The organism is Kribbella sancticallisti, assembly GCF_039530625.1.
Lineage (GTDB): Bacteria > Actinomycetota > Actinomycetes > Propionibacteriales > Kribbellaceae > Kribbella > Kribbella sancticallisti.
On the sequence record NZ_BAAAOS010000018.1, the window covers coordinates 807865 to 827232 of the forward strand.

The 19368-nt window shown below is 67.4% G+C and carries 17 protein-coding genes; 8 read left to right on the forward strand and 9 right to left on the reverse strand.

Annotation, left to right across the window (positions count from 1 at the left end; all coding sequences use genetic code 11):
* Positions 1-11 precede the first annotated feature (11 nt).
* Together ABD255_RS14190 and ABD255_RS43680 are read right to left on the reverse strand one after the other, a co-directional pair.
* Positions 12-374 carry a hypothetical protein gene (locus tag ABD255_RS14190; RefSeq protein ID WP_344213780.1) on the reverse strand — a complete coding sequence of 121 codons (363 nt, stop codon included), beginning with the start codon at positions 372-374 and terminating at the stop codon, positions 12-14.
* A 344-nt stretch (positions 375-718) separates the two neighbouring features.
* The gene (locus ABD255_RS43680) at positions 719-1222 is read right to left on the reverse strand and encodes an NAD-dependent epimerase/dehydratase family protein (RefSeq protein ID WP_425554412.1); all 504 of its coding nucleotides are present in this window, start codon (positions 1220-1222) and stop codon (positions 719-721) included.
* A 245-nt stretch (positions 1223-1467) separates the two neighbouring features.
* Here ABD255_RS43680 and ABD255_RS14195 point away from each other — a divergent pair, with 245 nt between their 5' ends.
* Positions 1468-1743, forward strand: a complete 276-nt coding sequence (locus ABD255_RS14195) for a hypothetical protein (RefSeq protein WP_344213781.1) — start codon at positions 1468-1470, stop codon at positions 1741-1743.
* A 127-nt stretch (positions 1744-1870) separates the two neighbouring features.
* A complete protein-coding gene (locus tag ABD255_RS14200; RefSeq protein ID WP_344213783.1) occupies positions 1871-2824 on the forward strand; it encodes a YncE family protein in 954 nt (317 codons plus the stop codon).
* A 265-nt stretch (positions 2825-3089) separates the two neighbouring features.
* On the opposite strand, the gene ABD255_RS14205 is transcribed toward ABD255_RS14200, so the two are convergent.
* The 5 genes from ABD255_RS14205 to hrpB form a co-directional block, all read right to left on the reverse strand.
* On the reverse strand, positions 3090-4943 hold the full coding sequence (locus tag ABD255_RS14205) for a hypothetical protein (protein ID WP_344213785.1): 1854 nt from the start codon (positions 4941-4943) through the stop codon (positions 3090-3092).
* Positions 4944-5129: 186 nt separating this feature from the next.
* The gene (locus tag ABD255_RS14210) at positions 5130-5384 is read right to left on the reverse strand and encodes a Prokaryotic metallothionein (RefSeq protein WP_344213787.1); all 255 of its coding nucleotides are present in this window, start codon (positions 5382-5384) and stop codon (positions 5130-5132) included.
* Between the two features lie 367 nt (positions 5385-5751).
* Complete coding sequence (locus ABD255_RS14215) at positions 5752-6063, reverse strand: antibiotic biosynthesis monooxygenase family protein (protein ID WP_344213789.1); 312 nt, start codon at positions 6061-6063, stop codon at positions 5752-5754.
* A gap of 182 nt (positions 6064-6245) precedes the next feature.
* The gene (locus tag ABD255_RS14220; RefSeq protein WP_344213791.1) at positions 6246-7709 is read right to left on the reverse strand and encodes an MGH1-like glycoside hydrolase domain-containing protein; all 1464 of its coding nucleotides are present in this window, start codon (positions 7707-7709) and stop codon (positions 6246-6248) included.
* Between the two features lie 539 nt (positions 7710-8248).
* Positions 8249-10801 carry an ATP-dependent helicase HrpB gene (gene hrpB / locus ABD255_RS14225; RefSeq protein ID WP_344213793.1) on the reverse strand — a complete coding sequence of 851 codons (2553 nt, stop codon included), beginning with the start codon at positions 10799-10801 and terminating at the stop codon, positions 8249-8251.
* 579 nt (positions 10802-11380) lie between these two features.
* Between hrpB and ABD255_RS14230 the strand changes: the two genes are divergently transcribed.
* Together ABD255_RS14230 and ABD255_RS14235 are read left to right on the forward strand one after the other, a co-directional pair.
* Positions 11381-12223: a phosphotransferase gene (locus tag ABD255_RS14230; protein ID WP_344213795.1), complete on the forward strand. Its 843-nt coding sequence runs from the start codon at positions 11381-11383 to the stop codon at positions 12221-12223.
* Positions 12199-12471 (forward strand): hypothetical protein, encoded by a 273-nt coding sequence (locus ABD255_RS14235; RefSeq protein ID WP_344213797.1) that lies wholly within the window; start codon positions 12199-12201, stop codon positions 12469-12471. The genes ABD255_RS14230 and ABD255_RS14235 overlap by 25 nt, the downstream gene beginning before the upstream one ends.
* Before the next feature lie 58 nt (positions 12472-12529).
* On the opposite strand, the gene ABD255_RS44015 is transcribed toward ABD255_RS14235, so the two are convergent.
* Positions 12530-13084, reverse strand: a complete 555-nt coding sequence (locus ABD255_RS44015) for an NsdA family TPR-like regulatory protein (protein WP_486336045.1) — start codon at positions 13082-13084, stop codon at positions 12530-12532.
* Positions 13085-13534: 450 nt separating this feature from the next.
* On the opposite strand from ABD255_RS44015, the gene ABD255_RS14245 reads away from it, so the two are divergent.
* The 4 genes from ABD255_RS14245 to ABD255_RS14260 all read left to right on the forward strand — a co-directional run bounded on the left by ABD255_RS14245 (position 13535) and on the right by ABD255_RS14260 (position 16757).
* Positions 13535-14998: a PASTA domain-containing protein gene (locus ABD255_RS14245; protein WP_344213801.1), complete on the forward strand. Its 1464-nt coding sequence runs from the start codon at positions 13535-13537 to the stop codon at positions 14996-14998.
* Positions 14985-15557, forward strand: a complete 573-nt coding sequence (locus tag ABD255_RS14250; protein ID WP_344213803.1) for a hypothetical protein — start codon at positions 14985-14987, stop codon at positions 15555-15557. The genes ABD255_RS14245 and ABD255_RS14250 overlap by 14 nt, the downstream gene beginning before the upstream one ends.
* A gap of 137 nt (positions 15558-15694) precedes the next feature.
* Positions 15695-16321 (forward strand): RNA polymerase sigma factor, encoded by a 627-nt coding sequence (locus ABD255_RS14255; protein WP_344213805.1) that lies wholly within the window; start codon positions 15695-15697, stop codon positions 16319-16321.
* A complete protein-coding gene (locus tag ABD255_RS14260) occupies positions 16299-16757 on the forward strand; it encodes a hypothetical protein (protein ID WP_344213807.1) in 459 nt (152 codons plus the stop codon). The genes ABD255_RS14255 and ABD255_RS14260 overlap by 23 nt, the downstream gene beginning before the upstream one ends.
* A gap of 1 nt (position 16758) precedes the next feature.
* Here the strand turns inward: ABD255_RS14260 and ABD255_RS14265 are convergent, their stop codons facing one another.
* Positions 16759-19341: a CHAT domain-containing protein gene (locus ABD255_RS14265; protein ID WP_344213809.1), complete on the reverse strand. Its 2583-nt coding sequence runs from the start codon at positions 19339-19341 to the stop codon at positions 16759-16761.
* Between the last annotated feature and the right edge of the window lie 27 nt (positions 19342-19368).

Below are 19368 nucleotides of genomic sequence, written 5' to 3' on the forward strand. Positions count from 1 at the left end.
CGCGGTCAAAGTTAGGCAACAGGTGGAGGAGCATCGCGTCCTTGCCGGCTGCCGGAGTAGGCGCGTTCGCGGAGTTCGCGCAGCCAGCTCGGCGCCGGGACGGCGTCGTGAGGGTGATTCAGGACTGGGTCGAAGACGAGTCCGCTGTCGTCGAGGCGTTTGTGCAGTCCCAGCCGGCCGATCTGGTGCCAGTCGGCAGTTTCGTCGCTGATGTGCAGGGTGAAGCTGGGCGGCGCGGAGTTCTCCAGTTCGTGGATTGATGCGTGCCCAACGGGAGGACTGGACGGTGTCAGCATCAGCCACCACCAACGGCCGGCTGATTCGTACGGGGCCAGAGTCCCGTAGCGGGTGGTGCCCCAATCCCCGGCGGGCATAGGAATCCAACGAGTCCAGGGACCATCGCCGGCACTGGAGAACAAGAAGTCACATTGTCCGGCCGGCTCCTGCAGATGGAATCGCAGGGCCAGGCCGAGGACGTCGGGCCATCGGCCTGGTGTTCCGGCGCCTTTCGACAGTCTCACCGTCGTGACGTAGTCGCCCTGAGGAATCAAGCGAGTCGGGTGGTCGACCATGAGTCGTGCGGCGAAGGTGACGCCGCGCGGATGCACTGCGGGGGCATGCCGCACCTGCGCCAGTGAGCGGAAGGCCAACGCGAACCCGCGGGCCGGCGCGTTCGTGAGCCATCGGACTGCGCCCGCCAGGCTCGTTGTTTCCCGGTTCATGGTTGGCGCCGGTGACTCACGGGACCTCGGCTGAGCAACGCGGACGACTTACTCGTCACGGTACGTCGCCGCAGTACGGCGGTGGAGCCGGCCGAGGCGTGGCTCATCCCTTCGATGGTTTCCCGCAAGACGTCGCGTTCGGGTGAGTAGGCTCCGACCGATGACGTGTGCACCACCTGCCCGACACCCGTCGAAGTGCACGCGTCAAGGACCCGTTGCGTCCCACCGACACCGACGGCCTCAAGGTAACGCACTTGATGCGAGGGCTGGAATGCCCAGGCCAGATGCACCTCCGCGTCCGCGCCACGGACAACCTGTCTTAACTGGTTCTCGCAGTCGCGGCTGGACAGATCGATCGACACCCACCGGGACCTACCCATCGCGGCTTGGTCGGGTACCCGCCGTGCCACCGCGATGATGTCGTACTCCCCGGCCGCTCGCAGGCGACGGGTCAAGGCGCTACCAACATTGCCACTAGCGCCGGTGATGACAACTCGCATAGTGCTCCCAGTGCTCCTCGTGGCCCCCTCGCGGGAAGCACGGCGCTCTGCGCTGGAGTTCGTTGCCGACCCACCTCCAGCGCCTTCACTGATGGAGTGGTGCCAGGGTCCAGGACAGCTCCCAGAGCACAGCTATCCGCCCCTCAGCAGACGGCTGCTTCCGCACCGTCGGTACCCGGGTCAGGCACCGGCAAACGACTGCTGACACCTGCACGGCCTAGTCACGGGTGATCACAGACGGCTCCATGGCCGGAGCGATCACGCAGAATCCGGTCGGCATCGGCGAGCAGACCGTGGCCGCGGCGATGAAGGTGATCCGCGGCGAGAGCGTGCCGAAGGTCATCGACACGGGCTTGTTCTGGTACGACAAGACCAACATCGACGACCCGAAGATTGCCGCCGTCCTCTACCAGCGACCCGGCACAGCTCCGCAGCAGGGAGCTTCGCCGGGCCGTAGCTGGGCGCCCGGTCGACGGTTGGCTCCTACTCCTCGTGCGGTGGTCGACGAAGTCGACGCGTAGGGGGCGGGTTCACCGGAAGAGATAGCCCGCCAGGTCACTGCCCGACCGAGTGGTCTGAACTGCGCCAACACCCTCGACCGGGTCGTCGCTGACCAGACGGGTCCGGAATGACGACTATGCTGGCTGGATGCGCAGGCTGAGCGGGATTCCCGCAATGCTCTGCACGGTTGCAGCGCTGACCGCCGCCGGGTGCTCAGGTCCTGCCTCGGACCCATCCTCGGCGCCCGGTTCTACTGCTCCCACCAGCGGCGCCGGGACCTCCCCCGCGACGGCATCCGCGAGTACGCCGATGCCGAGCGTCACCCGACCGTCGCCGACTCCGACGGTCCCACCCAGCACTCGGTTCAAGGACCCGGTCGGCCAGTTGGTCCGCTCCGTCAACCGCTACACCACCGGGCGCGCGCCCAAGCAGGTCGCATTCACGCCCGACGGCAAGGAACTCTGGGTGACGCTGCTCGGCGGCGACGGCGTCGCCGTGCACAACGCCGTATCCGGCGCCAAGTTGGCAGACATCCGGCTCGGCCGCCACGGCGGCGCAGTCGAAGTGATCTTCACCCGCGACGGCAAGACCGCGTACGTGTCGCAGATGGAGACGGGCACCGTCTGGCAGGTTGACGTCGCCTCCCGGAGAGTGCGGCGCAGCGTGGATGCCGAAGGCAACTGGACGAAAGTACTGTCACTGTCGCCGGACGAACGCACACTGTATGCCGCGAACTGGATCAGCCACGACGTGTCGGTCATCGACCTACCGTCGTGGCGGGTGCGCAAAGTCATCCCCACCGTGCACACTCCGCGCGGCCTCTACCCGTCGCCGGACGGCCGAAGCCTCTATGTCGCCGGCTACGACAACGGCGAACTCGCGAGGATCGACCTTCGCAGCGGCATGCAGAAGCTCCTGCTCCGCACCGGCGGCGCGATGCGGCCTGCCGCGGCCGAAACAATCCGAAGAGCTACTACATCCCAGGCCCTGAATGGGGCTCGGTGGTCGTACTGGACGCAGGGACGGGACGGCCACTGGACGCGATCGTGGCCGGCAACCAGACCACTGGGCTCGACATCAGCGACGACGGCGGCCTGCTAGCCATCTCCGACTTCCTGGACAACCGAATCCGGATCTATACCATCCCGCCGTACGAGAAGCTCGCCAGCGGGAACGGCGGCTTCTGGTCCCGACATCGAGCCAGACTGACCAAGTAGACCCGCCGCGGCTCGTTCGACGCGGTGACGGTTGCGCCGGCGCGCTCATCCGCCACCCCATTCGAGGTCACATGGACCCGCAGTGCCACTACCGACGGCCGCCCCACCTTGGCGGCCGTCGGGTTGTGGTGGCTACGGCTCGAAAGCGCTCAGGAGTCGTCGCTGAAGGTTCCGCCGAAGATGTCGGAGTTGCCGAACGTCGCCGGGCAGTCGTTGTTCGGGCCCGGTCGCAGTTCCGTGGAGTGCGTGGCCGGCAGCTCGGCTGCCGCCTCCTGGTCCTCCTTCTCGTCTCCGACAACGGGTTCGGTGGTGCCTGCCAGGACATCCTCGACGAACGCCTGCCGGTAGGTGTTGATGGCGGGGCAAACGGCTCCGTTGCGCATGTCGTTCCAGACGCCGGAGCCGTAGTCCCGGGTGGCGACGGCGTAGTTGTAGTCGCCGAGGAACTCCGAGGTCAGGCCGTTGGCGCTGGACGCGCGCCCGTCTCCGACGGCTCCGCGCAGGACGGTGCTGAACGCGCCGATCGTGCCCGTGCCGGCGATGTCGGCGTGCCGGACCACGCCCAGCATCCGGCGCGCCGAGGTCGTGTCGTTGCGCCACGGGTCGAGCCAGGCGTTGTAGACCAGCCACGCGTCGGTGCCGTCGGGGGAGATGGCCACCGCCGGGAAGTTGGCGCGGTCGGTGCCCTCGCTGACCACCACCTTGGCCGAGTAGGTGCCGCCCCCGTTGGTCGAGCTCACCACAAATGCCTTCTCGAGGTTGGTTCCCAGACTGTCGTCGGACCAGGTGAGCAGGATCTGGTCGGTGGCGTCCTCACCGGTCGGCGCACCGTTGGCGATGTCGAACGACGGGAAGGTGTTGGTCCGCGCACCGGCGATGCCATCGATGGTGAACCGGCCCTGCGCGGGGTCGAACTGCCCGATTCCGCCAAGCCCCGAGACCACGGCCCTGGGTCGCTCGAAATTCTGGCCACCGTTGAAGGACCGGGCCTGGAAGAAGACGCCCTGACGGGTGCGGATGTCGGTGCCGATCCACACCACGTAGACCACGCCCTGGCTGTCGGTCCGGATGGCACAGCCCTGCCGTCCGCCGGTCTGGTTGTTGTTGGTCGCCGCGGACAGTTGGCGCGTGGTCCACGTGTCGCCGCCGTCGGTCGAACGAGCGAACAGCACCGGTTCGGATCCAGCGGACCCGCGGAATCCGACGTTGCAGACGTACGCGTTGCCGAAGTGCGGGCTGCTCTCGGCGTTGTCGGCCCAGACCTGTTCCTTGTCGCTGAAGAGGGCCTGGTTCTGCCTCGTCACGACCACCGGGTCCATCCAGGCGTCGTTGTCACCGGCGATGGCGCCCGCCAGGTCATCGGTGCGAGACACCGCGATGGCCGCATCGCCGGCAAAGCCGGGATTGCCCGGGAAGTTGGTGGCGATGTTCGCGTAGTACAGCCGCTGCCCGTTGTCCCAGGAGAAGTTCCCCGATGCGTCGGGAACGGGACCGAAGACCAACTCCGGGTCGCCGTTGGAGACCATGCCGTTGACGTCGTAGTTGGGCAGTGTGCCGATCGGGCCGTTGGGATCGGGCACGCAGCCGGCGTCCCCGGCCGGGGGTTGGCCAGGCGCGACGTCTGGTGCGCCGAGGCAGGACGGTGTGACGCGCGCCGAGAAGCCGGTGTACGTCGGTTGCGTCCACGTGCGGCCGGAGTCGGTCGAGAACTGGATGCCGGACACGCCCACGCCCGGGGTGAACGGGCAGGTGCGGTCATCGCCGGCGTTACACGCCTCCAGGTCGATGTTGTCGTTGGCTCCCGCCGCGAGAATCGCGGGGTTGACCGGGTTCACGGCCAGACCCGGCTCGTTCTGCTTGTTCTGCGAGAAGAGCTGGTCATTGCTGCCGACAGTGACTTCCGTCGAGCCGCCGGGTGTGATCGGCGCGGCCTGGGCCAGCGCCGGGAGAAGTAGTGCTGCGAATGCCGCGGCGACCGTCGCGACGACGTTGATCCTACGCATGACGCTCCTCGGCTAGATGGATCGTTCTGCGCGGCGCGCCCGGGGTACTGGTCAGCACTGGCCGGGTGGTCGCAATCTTTTAGTTTCGTCCGCTCGCAGCACCCCGGCAAGGGCGGAGAACCGCGGACCCCTTTGTGGTCGCCCGTGCTCCGGCGCAGGCTTCATCCTTGGCGGAGACTCGTCGGTCTAGTCTGCGGTGATTGCGTCGCTTCGGTCTTTGAGGTCGGCGGCTCCCTCGGCTTGGGTCGCGCAGTGGGCGCAGCAGTAGAATCGGCCGCTCACCTCGACGCCGTGACCGATGATCTTGCAGCCGCAGTGCTCACAGACCGGAGCCATCTTGTGGATGGCGCACTCGAAGCAGTCGAACACATGGAGGAAGCCGGCGGCCATGATCTCGATGGGCTTGTCGTAATCGTTCCCGCATACCTCGCATACAGCCATCAGTAATCACCCCTCACGGCCACACCATGCGCCGGCGCATCTAGGAGGTCAACCGCTCGACGTGATCTCCCAGGCCGTCGTCAGTACGAGGTTGTGTGCCGCACGAACGCGCGCAGGCGGTTGAGCGGCCAGGTGTTGATGACGTCGTCGGGGGGTGAACCCGTTGCGCCATACCCACGCCGTTCCCCAGCCCGACGATCCCGGGCCGGCGTCGAACACAAGAACTCTCAGTCGCCCTGGACAGAGGTGAGCGACGCGGACCGCTGACTGCGGTCTTTCTCGAGCAGACACATGATCACAGTGGCAAGGAGGGCTCCACATCCAGGCGCACCGCACCTGCTCCCGTCCGGCCCCGCCCGCCTGGGTGTCAGGGAGCAGGCGGGGCGACCTCGAAGTGTTTGACTGTCGAGTCGCGCTCGAGGAGATAGTCGTCGTCCTCGGGGTAGTACTTCGCCTTCTCGATGTCCTCGCCGGCGAACGCGCGAATGTGGTCGAGGTCGGTCCACCAGCTCAGCGTGATGATCTCGGTCCGGCCGTCGCCGAGGTCACGCGTGAGCAGCTGCGCTCCCTCGTTCCCCGGCGTACGTCGATAGCCGGACATTCCGGTCCGCTCGACGATCTCGACGTACTCGGCCACCTTCTCAGTGGGCACAAGGCCTCGCCACATCCGCGCGATCATCCGCTCAGCCTAGCTACACAGTTCAGGGTGCCGCCGAACGTGGTAGATCAGTGTTGGTCGACGTAGAGAACTTCGTCGCCCCGGCCCCGGTGCACGTGATCATCGTGTAGGCGCTGGTGGTCGCGGACACCGATGGGCGGGCTTGTCCGGCGACGTAAGACGATCGGCTGAGATCGGGGGCGCTAGCTGCGTGACGCGTCCAGCGTGATCTCGATCGTATGGTCTCCGTTCAGGGAGGCCGGTACGACGAATTCCGTGCCCGGTCTGCCGTCAAGCTCGAACGAGCGGATGACGTTGCCCTCACCGCGAAGTGCCACCGTCAGGCCGGCGTCGCGATATCGCAAGCCGCTCAGCGTGACATCACCCCAGCCAGGCGGGAGGGACGGCGCCAAGGTGAGGCCGCGGTCGTCGAACGTCATCCCGAACAGCCCGGTGTGCATCATGTCGATGAACGCTGTCGCCGACCAGGTCTGGTCGGGCTGCGAGTCCCAGCGACGTTTCAGGACGCCGGTCGCACCCTGGTAGCCGCCTTCGACGGCCCCGGTGTTCCCGTCGTAGATCTCCCAGAACCCGCCGCTGTCCCTGACCAGTTTCGCGAGCAGCCCAGTCTCCGTCGCGAACCCCTCTACATCGCCATGCTTGGCCAGGCCCTTCGCCCAGAGTCCTTGCACGAGCGGCCAGACCATCGCGTTGTGCCGTCCGGGCTCGGCGCTGGAGTATCTGTTCCAGTGCGGATAGGTGTCGGGCATTCCCCACGTCATCCGCTGCGCGTTCGAGATCAGGGAACTGGCTTGCGCGGCGTCGGCGATCCCGAAGAGCAGGGTGAACGCCAGCCCCGTACCTTCCTGGTACGCGCCCGGCGTCCCGTCGGCCGTGAGCTCGTAGTTGTAGCTTCCGCTCCGCGGATTCCAGAAGTGTTGGTTGATGGCCTGCTTGATCGCCGCCGCCTTGGCGCGGTGGCCGTCGGCCGGCCGGCCGAGTGTGTCTGCCATTGCGGTCGCGCACGTGTAGGCCGCGTAGTACAGCGCGTTGGTGCTGAGGTACATGGCCGAAACGACATCCGGGTACGACGTACTCTCGCTCCCCCGCGACTCGTCCTCGTACGCCGTCGGCGCCGGGAATCCGGACACGCCGTCGTTGAAGAACGACGGACCGGTGAACAGGCCGTAGCGCGCATCGGGGCCGAAGACCGCAGCCTGCTCGCGGAGGGCGAGAGTGTTTGTGACGACGTCGTACGCACTCTGCAGGAAGTCCCGGTCGCCGGTCACCAGATAGTGGTGCCAAGCGCCGACGGTCCACACCACCTGATCCCACTGCTGGCTGTCCTGCTGCAGCCTGAGCTTGCCCCCGGCATCCTTCTCGACCACAGCCCACAGCGTGTTCGCGGCCAACGCCGGCGCCAGCAGACTGGTCGCGTTCCAGCTGTTGATCGTCGCGTCCCGGGTCCACGGCTGCTCGTAACCACCACCAGCGCGGACCATGCCGACCGCTGGATCCATCAGCCCGCTCCTGGCGTGAATCTCGCCGAACGGAACGGTGTTGGTCTCCAGCAGGTTCTCGAGCGCCGCCTCGTATGTCGCCCCGTACAGCGCCTGGGTCTCCGGATCCTCGAACCGCAGCGCCGGCCGCGAGTCTGTCGTCGTCATCCGCTCATTCCATCAGACCCGTCGACCAAGGCAGTACGGCGCCGTCCCCCGCTGACCCGGCGGCGATCGGAGTCGAGCTCGAGGCGCGTCGACCGGGTGCGTGTTCGGCCTCGGACACCCAACTTGTTCACGCTGTCGCCCAAGGGGTGGACCTCGACATCGACCGGATCCCAGCCGGCGTCTGACTACACGTGTCCGCCGACGAGCGGTACGAGCTGTGGCTCGACGGCGACCTCGTCGGCCGTGGCCCGTCGCGGGGAGAGGTCGGCCACTGGTCCTTCGAGAGCTACCGCCTCCTCAACTCGGCGGTCTCGAGTGGGCCCAGGCATCGGTGCCGACACCGCATAGCCCGCTGACGGTCCTGGCCGAGGCCGGCAGACCAACCGAGGTCACTGCGCCTGCCGAGATTGCCGTAACGATCGCACCGACACGCTGATCGGAGACACGCCTGACCGTTCACCGACCAGAATCAGGACCCTCTTGTCGCAGCGCGCAGCATTCGCGACCGTACATACACACACTGCCCAGGGCAGCTCGGTTCACTGGCGAGGTTTTAGTCGCTTGGTAGGGATGGCAGTGAATGGATCTTCCGGCCACGGGTGGCGGGGGTAGCGCGCTCGCAGGTCGGCTCGGACCTGGGGATAGCCCTGCTTCCAGAAGGAGGCAAGGTCGCTCGTGATCGCGACCGGGCGCCGTGCGGGCGACAGTAGGTGCAAAACGACTGGGACACGACCGTCCGCGACGGCCGGAGTGGCAGTCCAGCCGAATACCTCCTGCAGCTTCACGGCGAGGACCGGCGGCTCGACACCGTCGTACGTGAGTCGCACCTCGGCGCCCGATGGGACCCGGAGCCGTTCCGGTGCGAGTTCGCCGAACCGGGTTGCCGCGGGCCATGGCAGCAGTCGCCGGAGCGCCGAAGCCACGTCGATGTGAGCAAGATCGCGCGAGCCTCGCACCGAGGCGAGCTCGGTACCCAGCCATTCGTCGAGATCGGCCAGGAGTGCTTCGTCATCGACCGCAGGCCATGGGGCTCCGAGGTGGGCGTGGCAGAACGCGAGCCGCTCCCGTAAGCCGAGGGCGGCCTCCGACCAGCGCAGTACGGACAGACCGCTGCGCCGGATACCGTCGCGGACGGCTGCTTGGACGAGCAGTCGGTCGGGCTTTGCCAGCGGGACGTCATTGAGCACGATCGCGCCCAGTGCCTCAACGCGCCGCGTCACGATCCGGCCGTTGTCCCAGCGGATCTGGTCGGTGGTCGAGACGAGGTCGCCCGCGATGTCTCGCGCGGTCTGCTCATCGATCGGCGCCGCGGAACGGATCCTGGCGTCGGCGCGACCGGGTGCCCGGTCAGCAACCGCGATCGCCAGCCAGGTAGTGGTCCGCAACGGCGATTGCGGATCCAGAGCAGCACCCGTACCACCAGACATCTGGTACGTCGCCGAGTCGACCCCCCGGACCCGCGCAATCCGATCCGGATACGCCAGCCCCACCACAACCCCCACCGCAAGATCATCCGGTACTGCGCGCGTCCGCCGACCAGCCGGCCCACCGACTGCCGGCCGCACTCCATCCCCACCCAACGAGTCGCCGGTCGTCGCGCCTCGGCCGAGGCGCTCTTTTTCTTCTCGCCAGCGGGCCGTGGCTCCGCGGTCCTCGCCGCGGCGGAGGGCTCGCCAGCGGGCCGGCAGATCATCGCTGAAGTCACGGCTGGAGTCGTCCGAGAGCATCGCGACGATCTCGCGTGCCCGGTCGGCGCCGACCCGCGGCGTCCCGTCCAGCAACGCACGAGCCAACCGAGGATGCGCCCCGATCGCCGCCATCAGGCGTCCCCGCTCGGTGATCCGGCCGCCGTCGTCAAGGGCATCGAGGCGGCGCAGCAGTTCGGTGGCCGCCGTCATCGCCACCACCGGCGGAGCCTCGAGCAAGGTCAGACCGGCACCAGCAGGCGCACCCCACGCCGCGAGGTCGAGGGCGAAGGCTGCCAGATCGGCGATCGCGATCTCCGGCGCCGCATGGTCGTCGAGATGCGAGTGGTCGGAGGCAGACCAGCAGCGATAGACACGGCCAGGCGCCTCCCGCCCGGCACGGCCCGCTCGCTGGTCGGCCGACGATCTCGAGATCCGGCAGGTGACCAACGCACCGAGCCCACGGGATTGATCGGTCCGCGGCTCCCGGGCAAGGCCCGAGTCGACCACAACCCTGACCCCGGGCACAGTCAGCGAACTCTCCGCGACCGACGTCGTGACCACGATCCGACGAGTGACGGCCGACGCCAACGCGCGGTCCTGTTCAGCCCTTGACTGGCGACCGAACAACGGCAGGACATTCTGACCGGCCAACCGGCGAGTCACACCGTTGATCTCGGCCTCCCCCGGGACGAACACGAGGATGTCGCCGTCGTTCTCGGTCAGTGCACGCTGGACGACGGCCGCAACGTGATCCAGTAGGCGCGGGTCGACCCGCCCACCGGGAAGCAGCGGCACGGGGACCGGTGGTGGGGCCCACTCGACCGCGACGTCGAACAGCGCAGCAGACGCGGTGATCACGGGCGCCGGAACGTCCGAGCCCAATGCGCGACTCAGCCTGATCGTGTCCGCCGTGGCCGAGGTCGCAACGATCGCCAGGTCTTCCCGAAGATTCGCCCGGATGTCGATGCAGAGCGCGAGCAGGAGATCGGCATCGAGGTGCCGCTCGTGGCACTCGTCGATCACAATCGCGGCGGCACCCGGCAACTCCGGGTTCTGCTGCAGACGCCGTACGAGGAGCCCTGTTGTCACCACCTCGACACGGAGTCCCCGGCCGCCGCTGCGTTCACCGCGCATCGCGTAGCCGATCCGCTGCCCGAGCGGTTCGCCGACCAGCATCGCCAGCCGGACCGCAGCCGCACGGGTTGCCATCCTTCGCGGCTCGGCGACGATGATCGTGCCCCCGAGCGCGTCGCCCAGCGCAAGCGGCAACAGCGAGGTCTTTCCCGATCCAGGCGGTGCAACCAACACCGCGGTACCGCGCGAACGCACCGCATCGACCGTGGCAGGCAGAACCGCCCGGACAGGCAGATCCGCCCCCGGCACCGACGATTCAGGCAGCAACACGCCTCGACGCTAGCCGACCACCACCACAGAACCCCTCGACAACCCGGTCCACGAGCCTATTAACAGCACGTGGATCCTGGTCCTCGCCAAAACCGACCTCCTCAAGCGAGACCACAGGTCCCCTTCCCAGACTCAGAAACGCGTCGAGCAAGCCCTGGACGCGGGGTTCGACGGTTCGCCTACGAAATGGGCGTCCTCAAACGCCTCCACCCTCCGGCTGATGGCACGCCGGCATCCGCGCCTCCCGAATCCGTCGCCGACACAACCTCCGCGTCGCCACTCGCAGCCCTCATCGCCGCCGAAGAAGGCGCCGACCCCGCCCGCGCCGCTACCTCCGCATGTGGCACGACTCCCACGCTGGCAATACGACGTACTTCAGCCACGTCTACGGCCTGTCGACCATCGACAACCGGGGCCGCCTTGTCGACGCCAGGCTCATGCGTGAACTCGCTTGTCCGCAAATCTCGCCCTGAATATTGCCGCGACACGCGGAGTGCTCCAAATCACACCGGACCCGGCCCGAACCCTCCACATCACCTCACAAGGCCACGTGCGCATCCCTGCCCCACTGCGGCATTTATGCGCACTCAGCACCCCCCCAATAGCGCCGACGTCGAGGCCGCGCGCCTCCTCCTCGCCCGCCTCGGAATCAGCGCCGCCGACCTACTCCCAACCGCTGGCCCGAAATCGGCCGCCCCAACGTTCGCCGAATACATCCCCACAGTCAGTGCTGCAGTCGGACCAGGAACCCGCCGCGTCTACACCTCCTACTGGAATCGCCTCGTCAGGCACTGGGGATCGCGCCGCCTGGACGAACCCACTCCCACAGAGATCCAACAACTCGGCGAGACCACCAAGGTCAGAGACGCCGAACTGATCAGAATCGGCTCGAACGCCGTCTTTCGGTTCAAGGCTGCCTCAGTCATCGGCCGCGTCGCACCCAGTCTCAAAAGGCTGGACTCGGCATCCAGAGAACTCGAGGTCTCGTGGTGGCTGGAATCCGAAGACATCCCAGCTGTTCGCGGCCTGCATCTGGTCCAGCCGATCACCACAAACGAGCGCATAGTCACCTTCTGGCATTCCGTCTCCGACAAGACCGACTACGGCACTACAACGGAGCTTGCCCAACTCCTGCGACAGTTGCACGACCGAGTCCCACAGATCGCGCTTCCGAACCATGATCCGGTCGCCAAGGCACGCGAGCGAATCTCCGAGAGCGACTCGCTCGATTCCGAAGATCTCGAATTCCTGACGAGCCGCCTCGAAGAGCTTGCCGCCGGATACCAAGACGTGAAATTCGAACTCCCCGGCGGGATCATCCACGGTGACGCGAATGTCGGGAACGTCCTCCGCGACCGCAGCGGCACAGCCGTCCTCGCAGACCTCGACTCGGTCGCGTGGGGCCACGGGAATGGGACCTGATCCTGACCGCCCTGTACTTCGAGCAATTCGGCCGGCACACCGATGCCGAGTACGCCGCGTTCGCGGAGACCTATGGCTTCGACGTGATGGCATGGTCCGGATACGAGGTGATGCGCGACCTGCGAGAGCTGCTGATGGTCGCCTGGCTCGCACAAAGCATCACCAGCGAGCGGGGCCGATCCGAGGTCGTGAAGCGAGTGTGCACTCTGCGGACCAATGGCAACCGGCGAGACTGGCAGCCCTTCTAGCCGACAGCGGCAGCCTCCCAGAGCGGGTTGCCCTCCAGCGATTCGTTGAGGTTGCGCACTACGGCGGGCTGCCCGTGCGAAGCAAGTTCACGGCGGAAGTCGGCGACGTACCGGACACACCGAGCGGACTTGAGTTGGCTGCCTGCAGTGACGGCCTCCGCCGCAGCAGCGCAGGCACCATCCAGGTCTCCAAGGCACGCGCCAGGAGCGCAACCTGGCTCATGGCGCCGACCATCTTCGCGAAGAAGTCACTCCGCGCGGAAGTCCCCGAGATCGCCCGCTGCGAATAGGTCAAGGCATCGCTGTTGCGGCCCAGATCCCGGAAGCAATGACTGAATTCTGCGCTCAACTCGGCATCGTTGAAGTAGCTGATCCAATCTGGATCGGTGCCAGGGTTCCGCTCCTCAAAAACTCGGACCGCAGAATTCAGCGCCTTACCAGCGCCAGCCGCATCCCCACCGACGGCGAGAGCACGAGCCTCCGTCGCATGGAAGTGGGCGGTGACTCCATGCGTCGCGACGCCACGAGTTCCGGACCTCGCCGCCCGCGCCAAGTCCACGGCGTCAGCAGAACGACCGAGGTAGGTGGGGTCAAGATGCGCAGAGGCCAGCACTACGCCGACGCCGTCTCCGCCGTTCCCTCGTTGCGATCAGCGCTCGGCTCCGGGGTTGGCGCCGTCCGCGTCGAGGCCGTAGCCGACGACGCAGCCGAGTTCGTGCTCCGGCTCGTCGAGACCGACCCACACGCCCGACCAATCCCCTGGACTCCGAGAGCCGGCAAATAGCCGATCGAGAACCACACCCCACGCGCAGCTCGCGTGACGGTGCTCGACCAGTTGCCGGTGGCACGCGACCACGAGATCACCGTCAAACCGGCCACTGCCGAACCAGAGCCGGCCGAAACCACCGAGCTCGGCGTCGTCACCGGAAACTCAACCTGTCCCCCGGCCAGGCCGTCAAGATCAAGCTCGGCTTCCGCGTCGACACCGCCAAATCCGTCGAACTCCCCGGCTGGCGCGAATAGCGTCGGGTATCAAGCGCGCCGACGGCAGGGTCCGAGAGGTGTGACCACCTTCAGGACTCATCGCATCCAGCACCTGATCGCCGCTGCCGGGCTTTCCATCGCCCTCTCCTTCGCGGCGTCGCTGTCGCCTGGAGCTGAAGCCGCAACTTTTTCGCAACAGGCCTGCACCGGCAAGTGGTCCAGCTCAGAGTCGGACCCTCCTCCTCCCGACGTACGTGGCCTGTCGGTGGAAGCAGCAGCGGACCGTCTCCTAGCCAAGGGCTTCACCTGCACGGTCGTTAACTACGACCTCGTGAAGGTCGACGAGAGGGCCGTCGTCGTTGTCATGCAGGAGCTGCGCAGGACCACAGACGGCGACGGACCGGTTTCGCGGGTGGCCCTCTCGCCTGGCGTGGTGATGCCTGACCTCGTCGGGAAGACCTTGGATGCCGCAGACAAGGTCGCGGCACGACTCGCGATCGCGGTACGAACCTCGCCGGCCCAGGGGGCTGCTGACTGGACAGTCAAGTGGCACAGACCCGCTGCCGGCGCATACATGATGTTCAGGGACGAAGTCATACTGATCCTCAGCGAGCCCGTCCAACCGGTGCTTGTACCGGTGCCAAGTCTGATCGATCGCACCGAGATCGAGGCCGCGGCGATGGTCAAAGACGCTGGGCTCGTCTACGCGCAAAGGATCGTCAAGGCCGGTAAGCGTCCCGGTCGCGTGGTCAGCCAGCAACCGCAGCCAGGAGAGCTGGTCGAACGCGCCAGTACTGTGACTGCCGACATCCGCCGCGTGCCCGCGCCCAAACCAAGCCCGCCGCCGGACACCGTAGTCCCAACTCCCCCCAACCCGCCCTCGGTGATCCGGACGGTTGTGCCGGACGTCGTCGGCCGGCTCGAATCCACCGCACGGCAGGCGATCGGGGTGGCTCGACTGAAGTTTCAATCTCGAGTCGTCCGTTCCGGAAACGCCCCCGGGATCGTCCTGAACCAGCGTCCGCACGCCGGTGCCGAGGTCGACCTCGGCACCGTCGTCGCGGTCGATGTGACCCGCGCGCCGAAGCAGAAGCTCGTGCCAGTCCCTGACCTGCTCAACCGGAGTGAGCACGAAGCCCGCGACGCGGTCGAGGGCGTCGAGCTGATCCTCGATCTGATCGGTGGAAGTGATGCTTCGGGTCGCGAGCGTCAGGTGATCAGCCAACAGCCGCGCGCCGGTGAGCTCGTCCCAACAGGAACGACAGTGACCGTGGAGTTCGCCGCCAGCGAGTCGAACTGGCCGTCGTGGTTGCTGCCGCTGGTGCTCGGGATGGCCGTCTTGGCAGTCGGGGCAGCCGGCCGCCTTCGGCACCGGAGCCATCCAAAACCCAACCACCCACTGCCTCAAGTCCACGCCGCCGGGCGGCTGACCCCGGGCACTCCGCGAATCCACGAATCCGGGCCCGCACACCGAATCCGCGTCAACGCTCGCCTCGATCGAGGGCGCCAGTACCTGCAGGAGAAGACCGATGAGCCCCAGTAGCCACGGAGTCACGATCGCTGCCCACTTCAACCCGACCGAGGTGAACGACCTGGTCGCCAACAGCAAGGTCCTCGAGCTCGTGCCTCATCTCGGTCCAGCCGGCCGACTGGTGTCGGCTCCGGTGACCCGCGCACTCGCGGAGACCTTCGATCGTGACCTGGGTGACCCGATCCTGTGGGCCTGGCGGACGCATCGTGAGCTCAAGGAGGCGGCGACCGCCACCCTCGCGGGCACTGGGTCGCCCGAGTATGTCACCTTGGCCAAGCACGAGATCTCGTCGATCCATCACCCAGAGGTGGATGTGATCGTCGACCGGCAGGCTCCGGTCACGATCACCTTCGATCTCACGTTGCTCTTCACGCTGGATGGCCTCCTGCTGACCGTCCAGAGCGGCCTGCTCATCGGGCTGAGTCCAGGCACCTGCTCGGTCGATCTGACCCTCGGTGCACACGGATTCGATTTCTCTCGTTCCGCGAAGTACGCGCTTCAGGAGTTGGTGCCTTTGCACACCGGCTTGCGACTCCTCCCAGCATCGGCCTACGCACGCCAACCGGTCTGAAATGGGATCGCATGTATCTCTTGGTCTGCTGGTGCGTCCGTCCAGTAACAGCCCCGAACAGCAGGGGCACGACTCGGGGGCCCAGGTGGTGTGCGTCGGCGCTGTCCGATGCGACATGGCATGAGATGGGAGTCGGCATGGAAGACGACGTCTCACCGGTCACCGCTCTGGTTGCCGCCGCAGCCGATGGCGATCAGCAGGCGTGGAGCGAACTGGTGAGCAGGTACGCCCCGTTGCTCGTGTCCGTCATCCGGCGGTTCCGGCTGACGCCGAGCGAGACCGAGGACGTTGCGCAGACCGTGTGGCTGCGCCTCGTCGGCCACCTGGACAGCCTGCAGGAGCCGCAGGCGATTCCGGGGTGGATCATCACGATCACCCGCCGCGAGGCGCTCCGGTACCTGTCGTCCGAGCGCCGGCTGCGCCCCAACGACCCGCTGGATTCCGATTTCCAGACGATCGCGGCGGACATCGGCGAACCCGATGAAGGTCTGTTCCGGGCCGAGCGGCATGAGGTGCTGCTGGCCGGGCTTGCCGAGCTGCCACGCCGGCAGCGCGACCTGCTGTTGTTGCTGCTCGAGGATCCGCGACCGTCGTACGTCGAGATCAGCGAGCGCACCGGGATACCGGTAGGCAGCATCGGCCCCACCCGCTCACGCGCGCTCGAACGGCTCCGCAGATCTCCGCGGGTCCGGGCGTACGTCGAATCCTTGGAGGGATCTGAGCCGTCAGGAGGTGATCACGATGACGCGGCGACTCTGGGATGACGACGAGCGCCTCATCGAGGATCTCGCCGAGGCTGTCCACGCTACGCAACCGTTGGCAGACACGATCGCCGCGCATGCCGAGGGCGCGCTGTCCTGGCGGACGATCGACGAGGACCTCCTGCAGGCGAGCCTGACGTTCGACTCCTCGCTGGAGGCCGCGGCGGGGATCCGGGCTGAACCCGGGCAGACTCGATTGCTGGTGTTCACCTCCACTCCGCTGTCGATGGAGCTGGAGGTGACCCAGGACGAAGTGGTCGGCCAGATCCTGCCGCCTGGCCCGGGCGAGATCCACGTCGAGACCCCGGACGGCACGGAGTACTCCGTCAGCACCAACGAATCCGGCTTCTTCGAGCTGCCGTCGTTGCCTGCTGATGCGGTCCGGTTGCGCTGCGATACGGCGACCGGCCGAGTGGTCACCGACTGGGTGCGGCTATGACTCAGGCCCCCAGCGCGATGAAGGACTGCCCAGCCGTGCGCGCCAGCCGGTCGTCGCCGCCCGACATCCGGGCCTGGGCAAGTGCTTCGGCAAGATCGTCACCGGCCCGCAGCCTGCCGTGCAGGCCGAGCATCAGCGGCACCGTCGCCGGGTCGTTCACCGGTACGACGCTCGCCACGACGCCGGACGACCCTAGTGCCACCAGCGCACTGACCAGACCGAGCAACTCGTCCGCACCGCTGGGTCCGCCGAGCGCGGAGCTGCAACTCGACAGCACTACTCGGTGCGGCGCGTGGTCCAGCCGCTCGAGGTCATACACCGTGAGTGGCCCGTCATCAAATTGGAGCGCCGAGAACAGCGGACTGTCTGCGCGGAACCTGCCATGTGCGGCGACGTGCACCAAGGACGCCCCGTCCATCGCTTCCAGCACTGCTTCTGCCGTCGCATCGCCCTCGGTGAGTACCACCGCATCCGGATACATCTCGGACAGTCGTCGTATCTCCTCTGGTCCGGTCGACAATTGCGGACCGCCGATCAGTACCACCCGCTCGGTCGCCGGCGGTACGGCGCTCCGTGCGCGCAACCACGCGGCCGCCGACGGGGCCACCGAGGTCGGCCGATGCCGCAACGACGGCAGCAGACTCCACGGAACCGCGTGCAGCCGGCCAGTCGGTACGACGACCACGGGGCCGTCGGGCAAGTGCTTGGCCACGTCGCCCAGGAGAGCCGTCTCCAGACGGGCTCCGATGGCGTCAAGGTCGAGCCCGTGTTCGCCGTGTCCGGTCGACTCACGTCGCAGTGCGAACAACGCATGGGACAGACGATGAGTCGCCACCTGCGTGGGACCGATCAGCTCGAGGTGGACCCGGCCACGCGCCGCCACCATCGCGTACAGCTGGTCGTCGACGTCGGTGAGCTCGACCAGGCTGCGGTCTCCGAGCTGAGTGAGCAGGTCGGCACTGCGGAACTGGTCGGGACGGGCGTCTGTGGTACCGGGCGTCACCAGGACTCTCCGTCGGACGGCGGATTCGAGGCGTCGGCGTTCGCGATGCAGCGGAGTGGATCCGAGCCGCTGATCGTGGCTGGTCTCCAGCCGGTAGGTCAGGTTGCGCAACGCGGCGAGGTCCGCGACGAGACCGTCGTCCTCCTGCGGTCGGACCGGCGGAATCGCGAGGACTGTGGCGCGCCAGCGTTCGCTCCACTCGAGGACTTGGCGGGCGTTGCCGCGCTGGACGGCGTACCGGAGCGCGATCGCGGCGAGCTCGGCGCCTTGAGCGGTGGCGAGAACGCGGAGCTCGGTGGCGCCGAGGGTGCGCATGTAGATCTCGATCAGGCTCAGGCCCTGCCTGCAGGCGGCCAGCATCGCGCGCGCCCGCCCGTCGTCTTGGTGGAGCAAACCTTGGGCGAGCCAACCGGCGCCACGCGCTCGCAGGCCTCGGTCCCGGGCGCCGGCCGCGATCCTCAGGTGGCGTCTGGCGTCGGCCGACTCGGTCCGCGCGAGAGCGATCCTGCCCGTCAGCAGGTGCGCCTCGGCCGCGAGGTCCGCGTCGAGCCGGTCGAGCTCAGCACTGAGTCGCTGGCCGGTGTGCAGCAATCGCGCCGTACGATCGCCACCCGCGTAGCGGGTCTGCAGCAATGCAAGCTCGGCCCGCGCCGCCCACCACGGACGCTGCTGGCGGCGGAACAGCTTCATGGCATCGCGACTACGACTCTCGGCCAGCTCCAGAGCACCGGCGGCATGAGCTGCCAGTCCGGCGCAGTGCAACAACTCCGCGCGTCGTGCCGTCGAGCCGCGCTGGTGCTCGAACCGCTCCAGCGCACTGTTGATCTCGGTGAGTGCGTCGCGCGTCAGGCCGGCTGCCAGCAGCACCACACACTTGTTGACCAGCAGGTCCGGCTCGAAGACGCCGAGCTCGTCGACCACCCGTTGCGCGTCGTCGAGGTACAGCAGTGCCGTCGGCAGGTCACCTCGGGCGAACGCTGCGGCACCACGCGCCTGCCGGGTGTCGGCGTACTCGACCTGTTGACCGCATTTCGCGAACAACTCCTCGCTGCGGGCGTAGTCCACGTCGGCGCGCTCAATATCGCCCATCGCGAGCAGCACCATCGCCCGGTGGGTCAGCGCCCGCGCCTCCCACATCAGGTCACCGGTGTCGCTCAGCAACTCGACCGCTTGTTCCGCGTCGGCCAGCGCTTCGGCGTTCCGGCCGAGCAGCGCCCCGCGCACCCAGACCCGGCGGACCAGGATCCGGCCGGCGAGCACACCGGTCCGGCCGGGCACGATCGAGTCGAGCACGGCCAGCCCGCGTCTGGTCTGCCCGGCCATGACCAGAGCCACGCCGAGGCTCGCCAGGATGTCCGCCTCACGGTCGGAATCCGCCGCCTTGCGAGCATGCCCGTACGCCGCCTTGAGCTCGGTCACCGCCTCACGAATGTCGCCGAAGTCGCGGTGGACGACACCCGCGGCCTTGTGAGCTGCCGCGGCATCGGCATCGGACGGGGAGTTCGCGAGAACGTCGTGGGCGATCTTCAGGGCATCAGCGGGCCGCGAAAGTGCCAGCGCGTGCAGCTCGTCGGCGTCCACGGCCCCTCCCCTTGCGTAGCCATGTTC

Excerpts from the sequence above, each read along its gene's own strand:
- ABD255_RS14190 (WP_344213780.1), bottom strand. The coding sequence starts at position 374 with ATGCCCGCCGGGGATTGGGGCACCACCCGCTACGGGACTCTGGCCCCG.
- ABD255_RS43680 (WP_425554412.1), bottom strand. The coding sequence starts at position 1,222 with ATGCGAGTTGTCATCACCGGCGCTAGTGGCAATGTTGGTAGCGCCTTG.
- ABD255_RS14195 (WP_344213781.1), top strand. The coding sequence starts at position 1,468 with ATGGCCGGAGCGATCACGCAGAATCCGGTCGGCATCGGCGAGCAGACC.
- ABD255_RS14200 (WP_344213783.1), top strand. The coding sequence starts at position 1,871 with ATGCGCAGGCTGAGCGGGATTCCCGCAATGCTCTGCACGGTTGCAGCG.
- ABD255_RS14205 (WP_344213785.1), bottom strand. The coding sequence starts at position 4,943 with ATGCGTAGGATCAACGTCGTCGCGACGGTCGCCGCGGCATTCGCAGCA.
- ABD255_RS14210 (WP_344213787.1), bottom strand. The coding sequence starts at position 5,384 with ATGGCTGTATGCGAGGTATGCGGGAACGATTACGACAAGCCCATCGAG.
- ABD255_RS14215 (WP_344213789.1), bottom strand. The coding sequence starts at position 6,063 with ATGATCGCGCGGATGTGGCGAGGCCTTGTGCCCACTGAGAAGGTGGCC.
- ABD255_RS14220 (WP_344213791.1), bottom strand. The coding sequence starts at position 7,709 with ATGACGACGACAGACTCGCGGCCGGCGCTGCGGTTCGAGGATCCGGAG.
- ABD255_RS14230 (WP_344213795.1), top strand. The coding sequence starts at position 11,381 with ATGCGCACTCAGCACCCCCCCAATAGCGCCGACGTCGAGGCCGCGCGC.
- ABD255_RS14250 (WP_344213803.1), top strand. The coding sequence starts at position 14,985 with ATGAGCCCCAGTAGCCACGGAGTCACGATCGCTGCCCACTTCAACCCG.
- ABD255_RS14255 (WP_344213805.1), top strand. The coding sequence starts at position 15,695 with ATGGAAGACGACGTCTCACCGGTCACCGCTCTGGTTGCCGCCGCAGCC.
- ABD255_RS14260 (WP_344213807.1), top strand. The coding sequence starts at position 16,299 with ATGACGCGGCGACTCTGGGATGACGACGAGCGCCTCATCGAGGATCTC.